Here is a 17,183-nt window from a genome sequence, read left to right as displayed (position 1 = left end):
TCAATCTTTGTCATGTCAATGATCCAATGAATATTGAAATATTGCAGAAAATCAGCACACTTCACGGCCGATGCGGTCGAGCTCGCTCTTGAGCGCGGCTTTATCCAGCGTTTCGAGCGGCAGCGCGAGCATCGCCTCGATGCGCGCACGCAAGGTGCGGTACGCCGCCATAAAGGCCGCGTCGATTTGTTCGTCGGTACCGGTCGCATGCGCCGGGTCGTCCACGCCCCAGTGCGTGCGCAGCACCGGCCCCAGGTAGGCCGGGCAGGTCTCGCCGGCGGCGGACGCGCATACGGTGATCACGATGTCCGGCACCGCCGGCAACACGTCCCAGCTCTTGCTGGAAACACCGTCCGTCTGCATCCCTTCACGCGCCAGCAGCGCGATCGAGCGCGGGTGCACATAGCCCGTCGGCTGACTGCCGGCGCTCATCGCCCGCCAGCCTTGCGGCGCCAGATGGTTGAAGGTGACTTCGCCGAGAATGGAGCGGCACGAATTGCCGGTGCACAGGAACAACACATTCATGGTTTGGGTTCCGTAACAGTTGAAACAGGGGGCAGCAGCGCGGCCGAACACGATGAAGCCGCACGTGCGTCCAGACACTGCCCGGGCTCGCCGCTGCAACACTCGGCGGTCAGGTAGGCAATCAGGTCCAGCATCAGCGCGAGGTTGGCGCGGTAGCGCTGGAAGCGCCCCTCCTGCGTCACCGACACCAGACCCGCGTGGGTCAGCGCCTTCAGGTGGAAGGAGAGCTTGTTCGGCGCGATATCGAGCGCGCTGGCAATCTCGCCGGCGACAAGGCCCGCGTGGCCGTGTTTGACCAAGAGGCGGAAGGCGTCGAGCCGGATGCCGGAGGCGAGTGACTCGAACAGTTGGGTAGCGGTCTGGTTTTCCATGTTTCTATATTACGACGAATATTGAATTGTTCGCCAGCCATATTTTGAAATCTTAAATATTTAAAAATCACATTGGCGTATTTGCTAAAAATAAGACGTGACCGGACAGGAGCCCCCCCCCGATGAGCACCCTCATTCCCGCGCTACAACGCACTGTCCACTGTCGGTGCGACAGGCAGACGCCTGTGCCAGCAGTTCGTCAATTCGCATGGTTCTTCTTCGGGTAACGGCGATGGGTACAGGCGCCCCCGCCCTTGTCCTGCAGACCTGGTCGGATGCGTTCCGCACGGCTGGCGCTGACCCGGGCGGTGCGGGCGGACAAAGCGTTCAAGTCCCCCGCTTGCATCGCTGCCGGGGCGTGCTGGCCCTGGCCGGGCGATCTGTTGGCGCGACCCCCGCCCCGATCGGCGCGCAGGGCACTGCAAGGCCATTCTTAGACGATTTCGCGCGCAGACGCACCGTGAGCCATCCATGGCACCGATCGCAGCACGGACGCGCAATGCGGGCCTGCATTGGGGGGGGCGATGCTGGCGGGTGCGGCGTTGGTGGTACGCTAGAGACTTCTCGAATTCTTGCCAGACCAACCGATGCCGATCAGTGCCCAGCTCTATCTCGAAGTCCCGTTTGCCGAAAAAGACCAGGCCAAGAAGCTCGGCGCGCGCTGGGATCCGGCGCTCAAAAAATGGTACGCCCCGCATGGCGTCGACCTGCACGCCTTCCGCGCCTGGTGGCCGGCTTCGCTCGCAGGCGAGTACGAGCGCATGGCGGATGCGCCGCCCGCCGCGGCACCAGCGCCCCGTCCAAAAAAGCGTTCTCCAAAACCGAAGCCCTCGGCAGTGGTGATCGACGACCGTCCGCTCAAGAATGACCGCAGCACGCCGGATCTCGAGCTTCCCTGGGACTGAGCGGGACTAGCCCTGACGCCGCAAGTAGCGCTGGAGCAGAATCCCCCGACGGCGGCCGCGGTGAGCAGCACGACGGCGGCTGCGAGGATGTAGGGGAGACCGATTTCGAGGTTCGACATTCTGTCCTCGGCTGTCAGCTTGGCAAGATTGCCAGTTGCACTGCTGGATCGTGCCGCAAGAACCCCCGCGCGGTTGCTGGATCCCGACAGCGCAGCCAGTCGCCGTAGTACGCCGGCGGCAGCACCACCAGCGATCGTTTCTCGTCGCCTGGCTTGTGCATCCGGCGCATCAGCGGGTGGTCATCCGCGTTAATGGTCAGCAGCGTGAAGCTGTGACTGACGTCCCCGTTCTCACCGCGCCAGCCTCTCCACAGGGCAGCTACCGCGAAGGGCTCACCCTTTTGCAGACCGATCCGCGTCCACACATTCCGGCCGGTCTCGTAGCACGGCTCGACAAACGCCTGCATCGGCACCAAGCACAGTTGGCTCTGTGCCCAGGCCTGCCGATAGGTGGGCAGGCGGCCGACCGTTTCCGACCGCGCATTTTGGGTCGATAGATGACGGCCGCCGCTCTGGTGCAGCTTGGGCACGAAACCAAACGACGCGAGGAAGGCGTACGGCCCTTCCCCGGTATCGATCAGCACTGGAGCGGGTTGGTCCGGCCACACATCCGCCGGCCACTCCCCTTGCGGCGGGTCAACGTGGAAGTGCCCGGTGAGCTGGCTGCGGGTGGGCGGGGCGAAGTTGACGCACATGGACTATTTCGACCGTGGATGAGATGGTGCAAATTTTGCACAAGCTGCGCTGCAGGCAGTTTCCCCGCTTGTCGGCGAAATGCGGTACTGCCCAAACGCAACGCGTCTAGCTTTTTGGCGTTCGCTCTGCAGGAGCGCTGGCAGAAAATGCATCCTGAACAATGCCCGCAATTTTCTCAGCCAAAGCAGGATTTTTTTCCAGTAAAGGATAGCGTTTAAGCAGCTTGTTGGAGACGCGGTTATTGTTCTCTCTGATGCTGCGAATGATCACGTCGAGATCAGCGTCCGGGGCTTCCAGTACGTGCTTTATGCCATGGCGTGAACGTTCGTTGGCCTGCAAAAAACGCGCTTCGTCACGCATTTCCAGACTAAGGGTCTGGTCGACCACTTGAGCCAGATACGCGACATGGGCGGTCAGGTCCGGATAGGCCCAAGCCGGGCGCGCGTCTTCATACGCATCAAAGTGAAAATTGAAGACCACGCCATCTTCAGCCTCAATGCTTTCGGCAAAGCGGTAGTGTTGGCTGTAGCGTTGCAGCAGTGGACGCGAGAAGCGCTCCAGCACCCGGTCGTAGTCTGCCCGGTTACGCGTGCTGTGGGTGATGGTGGCTGAGATTGGCAAAATGATGGGTGCTGGCACCTGGCCATCCCGCCGCAGTACGTCGTTGATCAGGAAGCGAGAAATGCGGCCATTCCCATCTGCCATGGGATGCACGTAGACAAAACCAAAGGAGGCAACCGCTGCCCGCAGCAAGGATGCCTGTCCCTGTGTACGGTTCAGGAAGGCAGACAACCCTCCCAACATGGCCACCGTTACGTCCCAGTGTGGTGCGATGTAATCGACGACAGGCTGGTAGTGTGCGACATGCCCGACAAATACCGGTGACTTGCGCAGGCCGTAGCGCAAGGCAGACGCCCCCAGGATGTCGTGCTGCAAGGTGGTAAGCACCGAAGGGTCGAACGGGTTGTCATATTGACCGCATGCCTGCTCCATCACTGCGGCAAAGCGTCGGATTCGGTCTTCCTGCCCCTGCTCACGCTCAATCAGAAAACTCGCGCGGCTTTCCTTCACGGTCAGCCAAACGGTACTTCGCATGATCAGATCAACACCGTAGTCCTCTTCCAGCGAAGCCAGCTTGGCAGCAACGTCGTAGGCTTCAGCTTGCCTGACCACCTCCGTTCGTCTGACGATGGGGCAGAAATCCCGGTTGCCGGGCAGGTTGTCGCGCACCCGCCATCGTGCGCAGTTCGTCGGTGTTCCTGTCAGGTAGCGCTTGTCATCCAAGGCATCGACATAGTTGCCACGCACCACCCCTGGGAAATCGAGCGCATTGCCCGTCAGCCATTCATACAGAAAGCAGGCGCGTCTGGCGTAGGTGCCAGTGGGCTCACTTTGAATCCATGCAGTCAGCGCCTGTTTGACTGCAGACCTTCGAAACAGCCGGCTCAAAAATTCGAGGTGTACCTCCTCGTGCTTGAGTGCAAACGTGAGCTGATCCTTCAGCGTTTCGGCTGGCCGGTAACTTTCCGGATAGACCTCGCGCCGGCGATCATGCTCAAGCACGGTCGTGCGCGATCCCCCGATGGTGCTCTGCACGGCAAAGGGGTGAACCGGATCGATGTTGTAGGCCTTGGCGAGCCACTGGTAGCCGATGGCAGGCACGGTTTTGCTTACCGGTCTGTGAAAATGATTACATTATGGCCGATTTGCAAAAAAATAGTTACAGATTAGCTGCCGGCATATACCGCCAGCACAGAGATGTTTAAATCCACGCCTCTCCCAGCGCCTCGGCCTGCTGCAGCACCGTCTGCACGGCCTCGTCCTGACCGTCCGGCGGATACCTGTACTTGCGCAGGATGCGCCTGACCATCAGCCGCAGCCTGGCGCGCACGCTTTCGCGCTGCGACCAGTCGACGCTGATGTTGGCGCGCAGGTTGCTGGTAAGTTCGTGGGCGATCTTCTTCAGCGTCTCGTCGCCCAGCTCGAGCACGGCAGCGGCGTTGTTGGCCAGCGCGTCGTAGAACTTCACCTCGTCGTCACTCAAGCCCAGCGCCTCGCCGCGACCGGCCGCCTCGCGGAATTTCTTGGCCATCTGGACCAGCTCTTCGTAAGCGTCCGGCCGCTCCACATTGTCAGGTATGGCGGTCGGGTCGAACATCGTAGGCTCCTGATGACCGGGCTCAGCCATGGAACCTACTTATCCGAATCCGGAGCGGGATTTGCCGGTTTCAGTGCCAACGCCGCCGCATGAGATGACGCGACAACTACTTTGACAAACGCTGCTGACGGGGGCAGGCGGCGTCAGCGGATCAGCGTTTCCAGCGGGATGTGCAGGCCGTTGTGCAGGCGGCGGATCATGGCGAGGCTGAGGCCGCGCTTGCGGCTCATCACTTCGGAGACGCGGCCGCTGCTACCAAGGTAGGGGCGCAGGTCCTTGAGGGTGAGGCCGCCTTGCTCCATGCGGAATTTGATTGCCTCGATCGGGTCGGGCGGGGCAATTGGGTAGTGCTTGGCCTCGTAGGCCTGCACCAGCGTGAGCAGCACCTCGAAGCGGTCACCGTCGGCGCTGCCGGGTACTGGTTCGCTGTCGAAGTAGGCGGACACCTCGCGCAGTGCCTGTTGGTAGTCCTGCTCGGTGCGGATTGGCTTGATGTCCATGTTAAAGCTCCATTTCTACGGTTTCGGCGTCGATGGCATCGTATTCGCGGTGGGTGCCGATGAACTTCACGTACACCGCCTGATACTGGTAGGCCACCGACACCACCAGCCGGTAGTCGTTGCCCTTGATGTTGAACACGACGCGGCGGTGCTTAAGGATGCTGGCATGGCGGTAGCCGACCTTGATGTCGGCCGGCTGCTGCCAGACGGCCTTTCCTGCTTCGTCCGCCCATGCCCTGAGCGCCTGTTCCGCGTCCGGGTGTTTGTCCCAGAAAGCCTTGAGGCGGCTGATGGCGATGATTCTCATGGATGGATTATATCCCGTATTGGGAGCGCAGCAAGGGCGCACCCATTTGTTTGCACATCCGTTTGGCAACGGCCTTTGTGGAAGACCCTAGGCCTCCGCACGTGAACGTCATGCGAGGTTGAGGCCCAGAACCCGCTCGCGCTCTTCATCTGACCAAGCCGTCGCCTTGGGACATGCTGATTTAATCCGGCGACGACTCGAGGAACCGATGCCATGCGAGAACCAGTACAGTGAGAACGGAGTGGATGGTCGGGTCGATGCAGAAGAGTTTTGCTGATCTGGAGTACGCCGCGAAGCGCAAGACAACGCGGCGTAAGCGTTTCCTGGCAGAGCTGGAACGAATCAGCCCGTGGTCCGAGCTGCTTGCGGCGCTGGTGCCGTTCTACCCGAAGGGTGGCGGGCGCGGCCGGCCGCCGATCGGACTGGAAAGGATGCGTATGTACACGTGCAGCAGAGCCTGGGGCTGTCCGATGAGGACATCTGAAGACGCCCTCTACAACAGTCAGGCCATCCGCCAATGAGCTGTAAGAAAATCGCGAACAATGACTCTTCAGGATTATTCGACCACGTTTGAGCGCGAATTGAACGCGCGGCGTGAGCTGGAAGTCGAGCAGGTGCGCAGCCAGTTGACCGGCGAGCTGCACGCCGTCGGCGCCTCGCTCGCTGCCGAGCTCGCGCGCGAGCGCGAGATCGCCCAGGGCGAGCGCGCCTACCTGATGGAGCAGACCCACGAACTGCGTCAGGCCCGCACCCGCGAGAAGGAAGCACTGGAAAAGGCACTCGCGGAAGCGCGCAAGGACGCGGACGCCTCGCGCACGCGGGCCGCCCAGTACCGCACGGATTTGGCCGTCGAGCGCGGCCGACTAGAAGAGCGCGCCGGGCAACTGGCCAAGGCCGAGCAAGGCAACGAGGTGCTGGCGGCGCAGGTGAAGGCGCTGGAGGGTGAGTTGGCCGCCGAACGCAGCATGTTGGCGCAGCGGTCCGAGCAGTTGGCCAAGTGCCTCGAGTCGATGCGCGCTGACATTCCCGATCGGGAAACATATAGCTAAACCACGGCCTAATCGCACTCAGAATTCCCGATCGGGAAATATCGCTTGCACATAGTACGGTTATGGTTGATTATTTCCCGAACGGGAAACTGAGCAAGCTGATGATGACGTCCATTCGATCACCCCAACAACTCGGCGATGCACTGCGTGCCGCTCGCAAGCAGCTCGGGCTGACCCAGCCCCAGTTGGCGCTGGCGGCAGGGGTGGGTGTGCGCTTCATTGTCGACCTTGAAGCAGGCAAGCCCACCTTAAGACTGGAAAACGTACTGCGGGTCATTGATGCATTGGGTGGAGAGGTCCAGTTGAGCGGGTTGCCATCATCTGTTAGCAATGATCAACGCGAGGGTGGCAACCATGGCGCATGAGCTGGAAGTCTGGCTATTCGCAGATCGTGTCGGCACGTTGGCGCTGGTCGATGGGCGGCTAAACTTTTGCTACGCACCCGGTTGGCTGTCACACAATGACGCCGTTGCCTTGTCCGCTTCACTCCCACTGCAAGCCGAGCCGTTCGACGATCGCAAAACGCGTCCCTTCTTTGCGGGTCTTCTACCTGAAGGGCAAATGCGCCGCCTGATTGCGCAGCAGTTCCAGGTGTCTGGCCAAAACGACTTTGCGCTGCTGGACCACATCGGCGGCGAATGCGCCGGGGCCGTGACCTTCCTTGAGCCCGGCCAGGCTTTCCCTGTGCCAACAGGCAGCGATGACGTTCAATGGCTGAGCGACGACGAAGTCGTTGCCATCCTGGATGAATTGCCGCGTCGCCCCATGCTGGCGGGCAAAGACGGCTTGCGGCTTTCCTTGGCTGGCGCCCAAGACAAGCTGCCAGTGGTTTTCGATGGTACGCGCATCGGGCTGCCCCTAAATGGAACACCCAGCTCGCACATCTTGAAGCCAGCCATTCACGCGGTTGACGATAGCGTGAACAACGAAGGGTTTTGCATGGCGCTGGCTGAGGCCATGAAGCTGAAGCCAGCGAAATCGAAAGTTCACTTTGTGCTGGATCGCTCGTTTCTGCTGGTTGAACGCTACGACCGACTGATTGATGCCCAGGGGCAGCGGCAACGGCTTCATCAAGAGGACTTTTGCCAGGCACTGGGCGTGGTGCCCGAAATGAAGTACCAGAATGAAGGTGGACCAGATCTGGTCCAGTGTTTTGATCTGGTGCGCAGTGCGACGCGCCCCAGTGCACCGCAAGTCCTGCGACTGCTCGACTACGTGGTCTTCAATGCGCTGATCGGCAATCATGATGCGCACGCCAAGAATTTCTCTCTGCTGTACTCAGGCAAGGCCCCCGTTCTGGCACCGTTTTACGACACGCTGTCGACGGCGGTGTATCCAACCCTGACGCAGAAGATGGCGATGAAAATCGGCAGCAAGTACAAGTTCAGCGAAGTTCAGGCGCGGCACTGGGAGCAGTTTGCAGAAGGCGTGGGTTTTACCAAGGCGCAAGCCAAACGGCGCATTCTGGAATTGGCAAAGTTACTGCCCGCGACGTCGCGCAAGCTCCAGTCTGACCCGGGGCACGGTTTTGCTGGCAATGCCGTGGTTGAGCAAATCAATACCTTGATTGAACAACGCTGCGCCCTGACGATTCGGCGGCTCACCGCCCCCTCCGCCGACATTGACGCAGCAGCCGAACCCACCGTTTGAACCATCGTGCGGACGCGGGTTCGATTCCGGGTTTTGTGGGCGCAATGTGGGTGCTTAATGTGATGGTCAGCCTGAACAAACAGCCCAGCAGGCTACGCTTGCTGGGCTGTTTCCTATTCGGCGCGGAGGATCATCATGGCAAACATCGCACTTTTCGGTCTGGACATCGGCAAGCAGACCTTCCACGTGGTTGGACACGACGCGCAGGGATTGAAGGGCTTGCAGGTCGTTGCACTTACTTTTTGAATCCGCGCTGCTCAGCGCCTGCCTTGGCCAACGCTGCAAAAAATCGTCCCACTGTTGCTGTGCGGCCAAGGCTTGAGGCGTATTCATAGATTGAACTCCAAAATTAACGTCATGCTGTGCTGGTTACTATCAGTCGCGATCGCGACATGCCGTGTCGCAACTGGCCAGTATTATCTTCTAGCGCTCTCGATGTTGCCCAGTCTTACCCGCAGACATGATCCATGTCATCTGCTGTGCAATGACATGTGAGTATAATGTCGAACTAATGATCGTGGTCAATAACACTGCTTCACCTGAAGAAAGCCAGCACATGCATATCTTTCTCGGTCTGTCGCTTGACGGACAACAGGACCTGCTGCCGGTCGCCCAGCTTGGGCGGATGTCCGTCGGCCCGCTGGGCATGCTGAATTTTCTGGAAACCCAACTCGGTCTTTTGCGCGTGGAAACACCGCAGGTCGAGCGCATCCTGCAATTTCGCGATGTGCTGAAAAAAATGGACGCCGCCGATCGCTTCTATCACCGGAGCTTCCAGGCAGACGAACTGGGTACTGCACAGACGCTGCTGGCTTGGCGGGATCAGTGGCACCTGCATGGTTCGTTCAGTCAAGCGGCCGTAGCTCTTGAAAAAGCGGACTCCCGGCGTTTGCGGGATATGGCCGAGCTCGAGCAGCAAAGTTGCAGCACTGTCGCGCCCGGCATGGGGGAGCGGCTCGCGGCAATCGAAGCGAAGCTGGCGGTTCGCAAGCCCTGGTTTGAGCGTCTGGCGTTGGCCGAACCGCTTGGCGAATGGCCGCTGGCGTGGCAGCGTGTGCTGGCGCAGTGCAACGCGATCGACCCCGAAGCGGCGAAGGCCCATGCCCCGGAAACAACGATGTTGGGCGCGTTACAGCAGGCCCTGCTCGCGCAGGCCAACGGGGATGCGCCCCCGCCCTTGTGCTGGAAAGACGATGGCAGCCTCAGGGTGGTACAGGCGGGCTCTTCGCTGCTGGCCGCCCGCTGGATGGCTGCCCAATGGCAAAGGGCTACGGAAGATGACTTGCTGCTTGCTTCCGAAAGCGGTGGCATCCTCGACGATACGCTGGCCGCCAGCAACCTGCCCCGTCAGGGCTTGATGGAGCGCAGTGCGTTGCGTCCCGCCCTGCAGGTCGTCCCGTTGGCGCTCGCCCTGCTGTGGCAGCCACTCGATTGCAAACGGCTACTCGAATTTCTGACCCATCCGATCTGCCCCCTGCGCAGCCTTGTACGCCGCCAACTGGCGGAGCATTTTGCAGAGGCGCCCGGCATCGGCCAGGGGCCTGCCTGGCAGCAAGCGCTCGAAACGCTCAAGACAAAGTGCCATGAGAAGGAGTTGGATTGGGACAAGGTGCGGGACAGCATCCGCTTCTGGCTTGAACAGCCGAGGTTCATGCCGGCGAACGGCGCGCCGATCGCGGCGGTGGTAGAACGCCTCGATAAATTGGCCGAGTACTTCCGCGGCCGGGCCTCGACCACTGAAGATGCGTCCGAGCAGCCCGCATTCGTGAGCGCGCAGGCTCAGGCGCAGTCATGCAAGCGCAGCCTGCAGGCACTGCTGTTGCAAGGCGAAGACCGCGTCTCTGCACAGGTGTTGCAGACCCTGATCGAACAGGCGACTGCACAGATCGCTAATCCGCTTGCCGTGGCTCAAGTCGGCGCAGGCCGCACGGTGACCAAGCCCGGAGCAGTCATCCGACCGGCCGATCACGTCATGTGGTCGACGTTGAGCGCGGCAGCGTTACCCGCGCGCTGGCCATGGAGCGCAACGGAGCTGGCCACCTTGCGGTCAGCCGGTGTCGCCTTGCCGGAAACTGACGTCCTGCTGGCGGCCACAGCCCGCGACTGGCAGAAGCCCGTGCTGGCAGCCCGCCAAACGCTCACCCTGGTGCTCCCCCCGGCCTCTGTCGAGCGTCATCCGCTGTGGCAAATGATCGAAATGATGTTCGACGCCAAGGCCAGGCCTGCGCCATTGCAGCTGGAGCAATGCCTGACCGACGATGCGCTACCCGGGGTGGCTGCGCGCCCACTGCCCAAGGCCAGGCGCTGGCTGCAGTTGCCGGAAGGGATTCGCCCGGGCAAACGGGCCAAAGAATCGTACTCCAGCCTTGAGCCCTTCCTGTTCAACCCCTCGCTGTGGGTACTGCGCTATTCGGCCAAGCTGCGCAAGAGTGCCCTGCTTGACGTAATGGACGGCCCCCGTCTGTACGGGACACTGTCGCACACGCTGATCGAGCGTTATGTGACCACGCCCGCCGCGCTGGAGATGGACGCCAGCACGCTCGAGCGCTGGTATCTGCAGACATTCGAACAACTGCTGGACGAGCGTGGTGCCGTGTTGCGGATGGAGGGCCGCCGTGCCGACCTGGAATCTCTGCGAGAAAAGCTTTTCCGGGGGTTGCGTCAATTGCAGTCCCATCTGGTCAGTGCAGACGTGGTTCGCGTCGAGCCTGAGGCCGCGCTGAGCGGCCACTTCGATGGAGGTGAACTGGGCGGCTTCAGTGATCTCTTGCTGACCCGTCGCGACGGCCGACAGGCGGTGGTCGACATGAAATGGAGCGGACTGCGCTGGTACAGCGAGAAGCTGCAGAACAACCGTCACCTGCAGCTGTTGATGTACGGCGAACTGCTGCGCCAACGCACGGGGCACTGGCCTGACTTCGCCTTCTTCCTGATCTCGGATGCGGCGCTGGTCGCCACGGACCGTGAATTCTTCCCGCAGGCGAGCCTGGCGCACCAGGCCGCCGCTGCCGCCGGGGAAAACCCGGCCGCACTCTGGCAACGGTTCCTGACCAGTTGGCGCTGGCGCCGCGCACAGCTCGATGCAGGCCTGATCGAGGTGGTGCTGCCGGAGACGGCGGAGGATGCCGAACCACACCCGGACTTCCCGCTGCCGGAAGACGGGATCGAACTGGAAGAACTGAAGGCTGACTACAACGACTACCGCGCGCTGACCGGTTCGGGAGCAAACTGATGAATCTGACGTTTATTAGTGCAGGAGCCGGCAGCGGCAAAACCCACACCCTGACCCATACCCTGGGCGAGTTACTGCAGACAGGGTCTGTGCATCCTGCCGGTGTGCTGGTCACGACCTTCACCCGCAAGGCCGCCAGCGAGCTGCGTGAACGGGTGCGCCAGCACTTGCTGTCAGAGAAGGCGTTCACGCTGGCCAATGCCATGGGGCAGGCACGCATCGGCACCATCAACAGCGTGTGTGGCGAACTGCTCGAGCGCTTCGCCTTCGAGGCTGGCCTGCCGCCGCAACAGCAGGTCATCGAGGAAGCGCAAAGCCGCCAGCTGATTCGCGTGTCGATTGATGCCGCACAAAGTGGCGACGAAGTGGCCGAGCTCTCCCGCCTGGCGCACCGGCTCGGCATCGAAGACTGGCCCGCCGAGATCCGCTTGCTGATCGATCAGGCGCGGGCCAACAACCTCTCTCCCGCGGCCTTCGAGGACTTTGCCAAGCGCAACGCTGACGACCTGTTGGCCCACTTCCCGGCACCGGCCAAGCGGGACATGGATGCGGCGATGCGCCGGGCGCTGGCCGAAGCCTTGCCGGAGCTGAGCCGTGCCGCAGAAGGCAGTACCGTCAAAAAGACGCGCGATGCCATCAGCGCCCTCGAGTCGTTTGAGCGCGACCTGCACAACGGCCAGTTGCCTTGGGCGGCCTGGGTCAGGCTTGGCAAGGAGTGTGTCCCGGAAAAATCGCTGGCACCGCTGGTCGAGCAGGTGCAGGCCATCGCCGCCGAGTGCGCAGCCCACCCAAGGCTGCATCAGGACCTGCGCGACTATCTGCTGCGGATCTTTGCCATGGCCGGCGCGGCACTCGACGTCTATCAGCAGCGCAAACGCACGCTCGGAGTGGTGGATTTTACCGACCAGGAGCACTTGCTGCTGGGCTTGCTGGACAACCCGGTAGTCAGTGACGTCCTGCGCGAAGAGATCGAACTCTTGCTGGTCGACGAATTCCAGGATACCAGCCCCCTGCAGTTGGCCATTTTCATCAAGTTGGCCGGTCTTGCCCGCCAAACCTACTGGGTCGGCGACATCAAGCAGGCGATCTACGGCTTCCGCGGCAGTGACACCGCCCTGATGGAGGGTGTACTCAAAGCGCTCCACGCATTGGGGGGCGAGAAGACCATCCTCTCCGACTCCTGGCGCTCCCGGCCAGCGCTGGTCCAACTGGTCAACGCAGCCTTCACGCCACTGTTCAGCGGGATGATGGCTGCCGACGAGATCCAGCTGAACCCGAAGCGGCCGGAACTGGCTGGCGAACCTGCCTTCGGCAACTGGTTCCTTGAGGGGCGCAATGCCGAGTCGATCGCCCTGTCGCTCGCCGGCGCGGTGCAGCAGTTGCTGCAGGAGAAGCCTGCGGTGGCACAAGGCCAGGGTCCGCAAACACGCCCGCTTGAGCCGAAGGACGTGGCCATCCTCTGTTACACGAACCATGCCGTCACCCAACTGGCAGCGCAATTGACGGCCCTGGGCGTACCGGTCTCCACTGCGCAGCCTGGCTTGTTGCGCACCGCGGAGGCCAAACTCGCGCTCGCCGGCTTGCGCCGTCTGAACGATGCCGGTGACACCCTGGCCAGCGCCGAAATCATCGCGCTTGCGGATAGCTGCGATATCGAGGCGTGGTTGCCCGAGCGCCTGCAAACGGTCGCATCGCAACAGGACAGCCATTCCTGGCGGGAAACCGGGGAAGACGCCCACCCGCTACTTGCCCGCATTGCCGCCTTGCGCGCCGAGCGGCCGCTGCTGACACCCGCCGAGGCAATGCGGCGGATCATTACAGTGTGCGAGCTGCCGGAAAAAGTGCTGGGCTGGCAAGCAGACCCGCAGCGAAGCCAGACGCGCATCGCCAACCTGGACGCCCTGCTTGAGATGGCAGCGTGTTACGAGCAGCAGTGCGAGGGCAACCGCCAACCGGCGAGCATCTCTGGCCTGCTGCTGTGGCTGGCGGAACAGGCTGGCAATGAAGAGGACCCACTGGCCGAGCCTGCGCTGAACGCGGTGCGTATCCTGACCCATCACGGCGCCAAGGGGCTCGAGTGGCCGGTCGTCATCCTGGCGGATCTCGACCATGCATTGCGTGACCGGCTGTGGGGCATCAGTGCTGTCAGTGAGAGCGCCGTCAACGCACTCGAACCGCTTGCCAACCGCTTCATCCGCTACTGGCCGTGGCCGTTTGGCAAACAGCAAACCGGCCTGGCCTTGTTCGACGAGATCGCTGCTTCGCCGATCGCGGCACAGTACCGGCAGGCCGCCGTTTCCGAAGCACAACGCCTGCTTTATGTGAGCATGACCCGTGCCCGCGACCGGTTGATTTTTGCCCGCAAGGCGAAAGCCAAGCAGGAGCCATGGCTGGACACCCTGTCCGCGCCGTGGCTTGGCGATGCGGGGCAGGAAACCTTAGCCGGCGCAAGGCAAGAAGGCATGCTGGCCTTGCCTGAAGGTGGCCAGCTTGCTACCTGCCACCTGCGCGTCGATGCCACATTGCAGCCCTTGCAGGCGAGCGAGCAGGCAGAGCAAACCCTCCACTGGTTCTCAAACGCTGCGGAACAGGTACGGTTGCCGTTGTGGGTCGCACCCTCCGCAGAACGTATCGAGGGGGCTTGCGTCCTTGCCCACGAAAAGATCGCCGACCCGTTCGCTGTATCGGGCGAGCCGGACTGGGCGCAACTGGGTACCGCCATCCACGCCTGCCTCGCGGCAAGCTTCACGCCCGGTGGCGGCATGCTTGCGTTCACCGAGATCGAGGCGCTCCTCGAACGCTTCCACGTCCGCCAGCATGTGCAACCGGAGACGCTGGCCCGGCAGATCGGCGCCCTCCAAAGCTGGATCGAAAGCCATGCGCCGGGTGCGCGCGTGCTGACCGAAATACCGGTGTCGGCACCGCTGGCCAACGGGCAGATCTGCGGCGGCCGGATCGACATGCTGCTGGACACGGCAGAGGGCTACATCCTGATCGACCACAAACTTTCCGCCAACCGCAAGCAGACCGACGCCGAGCTGGCTGCGGCCTATGGCGGTCAGTTGGCGGCCTATCAGGACGCGATCGAGCGCGCCAGCGGCCGGGCAGTCACCGAGAAGTGGATTTTTGCGGTGAGTAGCGGGCGGATGCTGCAAATCGGTCAGCAAGTATCTCAAACCGTCTGACAAATTCGCCATTCCATTACCCATAGGTCGTTCGACAGTAAGCGATTACTGTCGAACTGATGCCAAGTCCTCTTGAAAGGAAGCAGATGCCCCCCCTGCCCGACAGAATGCCCGCCACTGACGCGGACAACTATCGTCATACCCGCAGCGACAAGTCACTACGGGCATGGCTGTTTCTCGCAGAAGAAGCGAGCGACGATCCGTTTGTGCATGGCATTTATCTGGCCAATCACAGCAACGTGATGCTGACAAATGTAGAGATAGAGGGCGGAGCTGTGTTGACTGTCGGCGAGGAAGCAGTTGCCTGCGGGGGTGGCCGGCCACTGTTTTACCGCAACGTGCAACCAGGAGAGCAGGTGTGGGTCGACCGTTACGACAGCTTTCTAGACTCGGACTACCTCATCCAATTGACCATAAAGATCAAGGCGGCAGGTCTGCCGGATCTCGTCCGCACAGTCGCAACAAAGGGGGGCAAGGCCTACCCAGTCCTGCTGTGGAGCGATCAGGAATGGGCAGACGAACGTTAGGCGGCCCACCCTTGGTCGGCTGATTAGCTCTGTCTGCCAACCGGTGGCATGCTGTGCAGCAAGTTAAAAAGGCGCCGTGCAGCTTCGTCGTAGCGCTCAGCCGAGACGCGGCTGAGTGCATCATCGCCGAACCACTCGACGAAAACCTCAACGATCAGCGCGCGTGCTGTTGCTTGGTCTGTGACTTCAGCGATCCTTTCGACGATACCTTGCGCCTCGGGCAGGTACTCGTCCGGATTGCAGCCTACGTTCAGAAAGAACGGATCGATCTCGTACAGATCGGCGGCGATGGTTTGCGCGAGAATTCTGGACATGGGCGACTTCCACTCTTCCGACTCAGGCGACTTCACACAGCGGCGCAGCAGGTTGCCGCTTGAGCGCCGCAGTCAGGTCGTACCCCATCACAAACAAGGCGGCTTCCAGTTCGCGGGAACGCCAGGAAAAACCGGGGCGTTGCCTTTTCGCTTTGGCGAGCACCTCGGCCACCAGCCAGTTGGCACGCAAGTTCCACTGGGCATGCTTGTGGTGCTGGCGAACCGCGCCGGAAGCCGCGAAATATGGCATCTGACGCGAATCCGGCGTACGGCACAGTTTCCTGCTTTTCGGGGCCATGCAGGCAAAGCGCAACGCCTCAGGCATCGCGTAGCCTTGCTCCTGGCTCCAGCGCCAAACCAGCCAGGCGAGTGCAGCGGCAACCCGGCTGTCGTAGATCACGAAGTCCGGCAGCAGCAGGGAATGCACCTTGGTGGTTCCCGCATTCGAGCGCAAGTGGTCCAGGCGGCAAATCGACTCATCGTCGGCTGCGCCAAGTGCCTGCAGGGCTTTACCCAGGTACACCGTCAGCTGCGGCCGCATGGTGTCCAGCCAGCCTGCATTCCCCTTGCCGCCGGCCGTGCGGGTATACACGCCGCCCCAAATGAACACCGCCCGCATCCAGTCCGCCAACAGATCCTGATTCCCTGCTGCGAGTGCGGTGTGCAGCCCATTCTCCAGCTTGTCCAGCACCGCTTCGTTGGCAGCAAAGTCTGCATTGGCCGGCAGGCTGATCAAGCCTTCGGGTGTCGGAATGTCGGTGCGCTTGTTCGGCCAGGCGTAGGCTGCCAATGCCTCCTGCAAACTGTGGTAGACGCCGCCCTGGTGCGGGAAATCCAGTTTGTGCTGGCCGGTCAGGATACGCGCCAGCCAATCCGTGAACTCAACGCTCTGCTGCAAAAAAACGGTCTGTTTCATCTGCCAACTCCTCTTGATACGTATCCGGCCGAGCGCAAACCCGGCGCATTTCGCGATGGACGTAGCCTCAGCACAACTTGCAGAAAGCATCCTGCAGATCACCGCCACGGGATGCCCTCGCCACACTCAAGGCACCTGGTTTTCCGTGCGACACGGAAAGGTCAGGGAGACCTGAACGCCCCGGCGATGAAGCTCGCCAACAATTTGTTCGATCGAGGCTTCTTTCAGGGTGAGCGGAGCCGGCTCGCCGGAAGGCATTGCACCGCCCTGAGCCTCTGGCATCAGTCCAAGTGCCCGGTTAAGTGCCAAGTAGGTCGACTCGCTGGGCCTTGCGAACTCGCCGCAATCCCTCTCCTCGTAACGGCGGGGCATGACCGCGTGAATCCCCGCTTTGCGGGCCAATTCTGCTCGTGACATGCCCGAGGCTTCTCGGGCAGCTCTCAATGCAGCCGGAAATTCATCAGAGTGAGGATGGGGCAACATTTGTTTCACCTACAAGGGTCGGTAAAGTGAAATCACTGTATCAAATGCGATACGAATATGCAACCTGTATTTCACTATTACGCACTTTATGCAACCTTTGGCGATGTTGATTCACAACGCTCACGCCCCCCTCGTCCCTGCATGACAAGAAGTACAGCGCCGTTCGTTGCAGCGGCATCTCACCTGGCCAAAGTTGCACATGCCTTCACCAGCGACAGGGAGCGAACGATCCCGCATCCCAAACGGGTTCAGCCTTCAGAAGCCCAACGCGACACAGGCTGTCGCTTGCCAAGCGCATGATAAGGG

The 17,183-nt window shown here is 61.5% G+C and carries 18 protein-coding genes; 8 read left to right on the top strand and 10 right to left on the bottom strand.

Going from position 1 to position 17,183, the window contains the following annotated elements:
- Positions 1-51 precede the first annotated feature (51 nt).
- Positions 52-525, bottom strand: coding sequence for an arsenate reductase ArsC (locus tag E5K04_RS12690; RefSeq protein ID WP_136554662.1), 474 nt, complete (start codon positions 523-525; stop codon positions 52-54).
- Positions 522-896, bottom strand: coding sequence for an ArsR/SmtB family transcription factor (locus E5K04_RS12685; RefSeq protein WP_136554659.1), 375 nt, complete (start codon positions 894-896; stop codon positions 522-524). The genes E5K04_RS12690 and E5K04_RS12685 overlap by 4 nt, the downstream gene beginning before the upstream one ends.
- Before the next feature lie 587 nt (positions 897-1,483).
- Between E5K04_RS12685 and E5K04_RS12680 the strand changes: the two genes are divergently transcribed.
- The gene (locus E5K04_RS12680; protein WP_136554657.1) at positions 1,484-1,801 is read left to right on the top strand and encodes a DUF5710 domain-containing protein; all 318 of its coding nucleotides are present in this window, start codon (positions 1,484-1,486) and stop codon (positions 1,799-1,801) included.
- Between the two features lie 133 nt (positions 1,802-1,934).
- Here the strand turns inward: E5K04_RS12680 and E5K04_RS12675 are convergent, their stop codons facing one another.
- From E5K04_RS12675 to E5K04_RS12655, 5 genes are all read right to left on the bottom strand, one after another.
- A complete protein-coding gene (locus tag E5K04_RS12675; protein WP_136554655.1) occupies positions 1,935-2,555 on the bottom strand; it encodes an SOS response-associated peptidase in 621 nt (206 codons plus the stop codon).
- Positions 2,556-2,661: 106 nt separating this feature from the next.
- Entirely contained in the window at positions 2,662-4,218 is a 1,557-nt protein-coding gene (locus tag E5K04_RS12670; RefSeq protein WP_136554653.1) for a Fic family protein, read from the bottom strand.
- Between the two features lie 100 nt (positions 4,219-4,318).
- Positions 4,319-4,714 (bottom strand): type I restriction enzyme endonuclease domain-containing protein, encoded by a 396-nt coding sequence (locus E5K04_RS12665; protein ID WP_205700369.1) that lies wholly within the window; start codon positions 4,712-4,714, stop codon positions 4,319-4,321.
- Positions 4,715-4,857: 143 nt separating this feature from the next.
- On the bottom strand, positions 4,858-5,214 hold the full coding sequence (locus E5K04_RS12660; protein ID WP_136554651.1) for a helix-turn-helix domain-containing protein: 357 nt from the start codon (positions 5,212-5,214) through the stop codon (positions 4,858-4,860).
- A gap of 1 nt (position 5,215) precedes the next feature.
- Positions 5,216-5,521: a type II toxin-antitoxin system HigB family toxin gene (locus tag E5K04_RS12655; RefSeq protein WP_136554649.1), complete on the bottom strand. Its 306-nt coding sequence runs from the start codon at positions 5,519-5,521 to the stop codon at positions 5,216-5,218.
- 257 nt (positions 5,522-5,778) lie between these two features.
- Here E5K04_RS12655 and E5K04_RS12650 point away from each other — a divergent pair, with 257 nt between their 5' ends.
- The 7 genes from E5K04_RS12650 (at position 5,779) to E5K04_RS12620 (ending at position 15,164) form a co-directional block, all read left to right on the top strand.
- Complete coding sequence (locus E5K04_RS12650) at positions 5,779-6,042, top strand: hypothetical protein (protein ID WP_136554647.1); 264 nt, start codon at positions 5,779-5,781, stop codon at positions 6,040-6,042.
- A 21-nt stretch (positions 6,043-6,063) separates the two neighbouring features.
- Entirely contained in the window at positions 6,064-6,570 is a 507-nt protein-coding gene (locus tag E5K04_RS12645; RefSeq protein ID WP_136554645.1) for a hypothetical protein, read from the top strand.
- A 62-nt stretch (positions 6,571-6,632) separates the two neighbouring features.
- On the top strand, positions 6,633-6,935 hold the full coding sequence (locus E5K04_RS12640) for a helix-turn-helix transcriptional regulator (RefSeq protein ID WP_205700368.1): 303 nt from the start codon (positions 6,633-6,635) through the stop codon (positions 6,933-6,935).
- Positions 6,925-8,220: a type II toxin-antitoxin system HipA family toxin gene (locus tag E5K04_RS12635; protein ID WP_136554643.1), complete on the top strand. Its 1,296-nt coding sequence runs from the start codon at positions 6,925-6,927 to the stop codon at positions 8,218-8,220. Before E5K04_RS12640 ends, E5K04_RS12635 begins: the two co-directional genes overlap by 11 nt.
- 556 nt (positions 8,221-8,776) lie before the next feature.
- Entirely contained in the window at positions 8,777-11,452 is a 2,676-nt protein-coding gene (locus E5K04_RS12630) for a PD-(D/E)XK nuclease family protein (RefSeq protein ID WP_205700367.1), read from the top strand.
- On the top strand, positions 11,452-14,637 hold the full coding sequence (locus E5K04_RS12625; protein ID WP_136554638.1) for a UvrD-helicase domain-containing protein: 3,186 nt from the start codon (positions 11,452-11,454) through the stop codon (positions 14,635-14,637). The genes E5K04_RS12630 and E5K04_RS12625 overlap by 1 nt, the downstream gene beginning before the upstream one ends.
- A gap of 86 nt (positions 14,638-14,723) precedes the next feature.
- Positions 14,724-15,164: a hypothetical protein gene (locus E5K04_RS12620; RefSeq protein WP_136554637.1), complete on the top strand. Its 441-nt coding sequence runs from the start codon at positions 14,724-14,726 to the stop codon at positions 15,162-15,164.
- 23 nt (positions 15,165-15,187) lie between these two features.
- Here E5K04_RS12620 and E5K04_RS12615 read toward each other — a convergent pair whose 3' ends face one another.
- From E5K04_RS12615 to E5K04_RS17090, 3 genes are all read right to left on the bottom strand, one after another.
- Positions 15,188-15,478 carry a hypothetical protein gene (locus E5K04_RS12615; protein WP_136554636.1) on the bottom strand — a complete coding sequence of 97 codons (291 nt, stop codon included), beginning with the start codon at positions 15,476-15,478 and terminating at the stop codon, positions 15,188-15,190.
- 22 nt (positions 15,479-15,500) lie between these two features.
- A complete protein-coding gene (locus tag E5K04_RS12610; RefSeq protein ID WP_136554635.1) occupies positions 15,501-16,394 on the bottom strand; it encodes a hypothetical protein in 894 nt (297 codons plus the stop codon).
- A 126-nt stretch (positions 16,395-16,520) separates the two neighbouring features.
- Positions 16,521-16,877, bottom strand: coding sequence for a helix-turn-helix domain-containing protein (locus tag E5K04_RS17090; protein ID WP_407920085.1), 357 nt, complete (start codon positions 16,875-16,877; stop codon positions 16,521-16,523).
- Positions 16,878-17,183: the final 306 nt, after the last annotated feature.

It is taken from the genome of Crenobacter intestini, assembly GCF_004919095.1.
GTDB lineage: Bacteria > Pseudomonadota > Gammaproteobacteria > Burkholderiales > Chromobacteriaceae > Craterilacuibacter > Craterilacuibacter intestini.
Note: the sequence above shows the minus strand (reverse complement) of the source record. Positions and strands in the feature narration are given on the sequence as shown.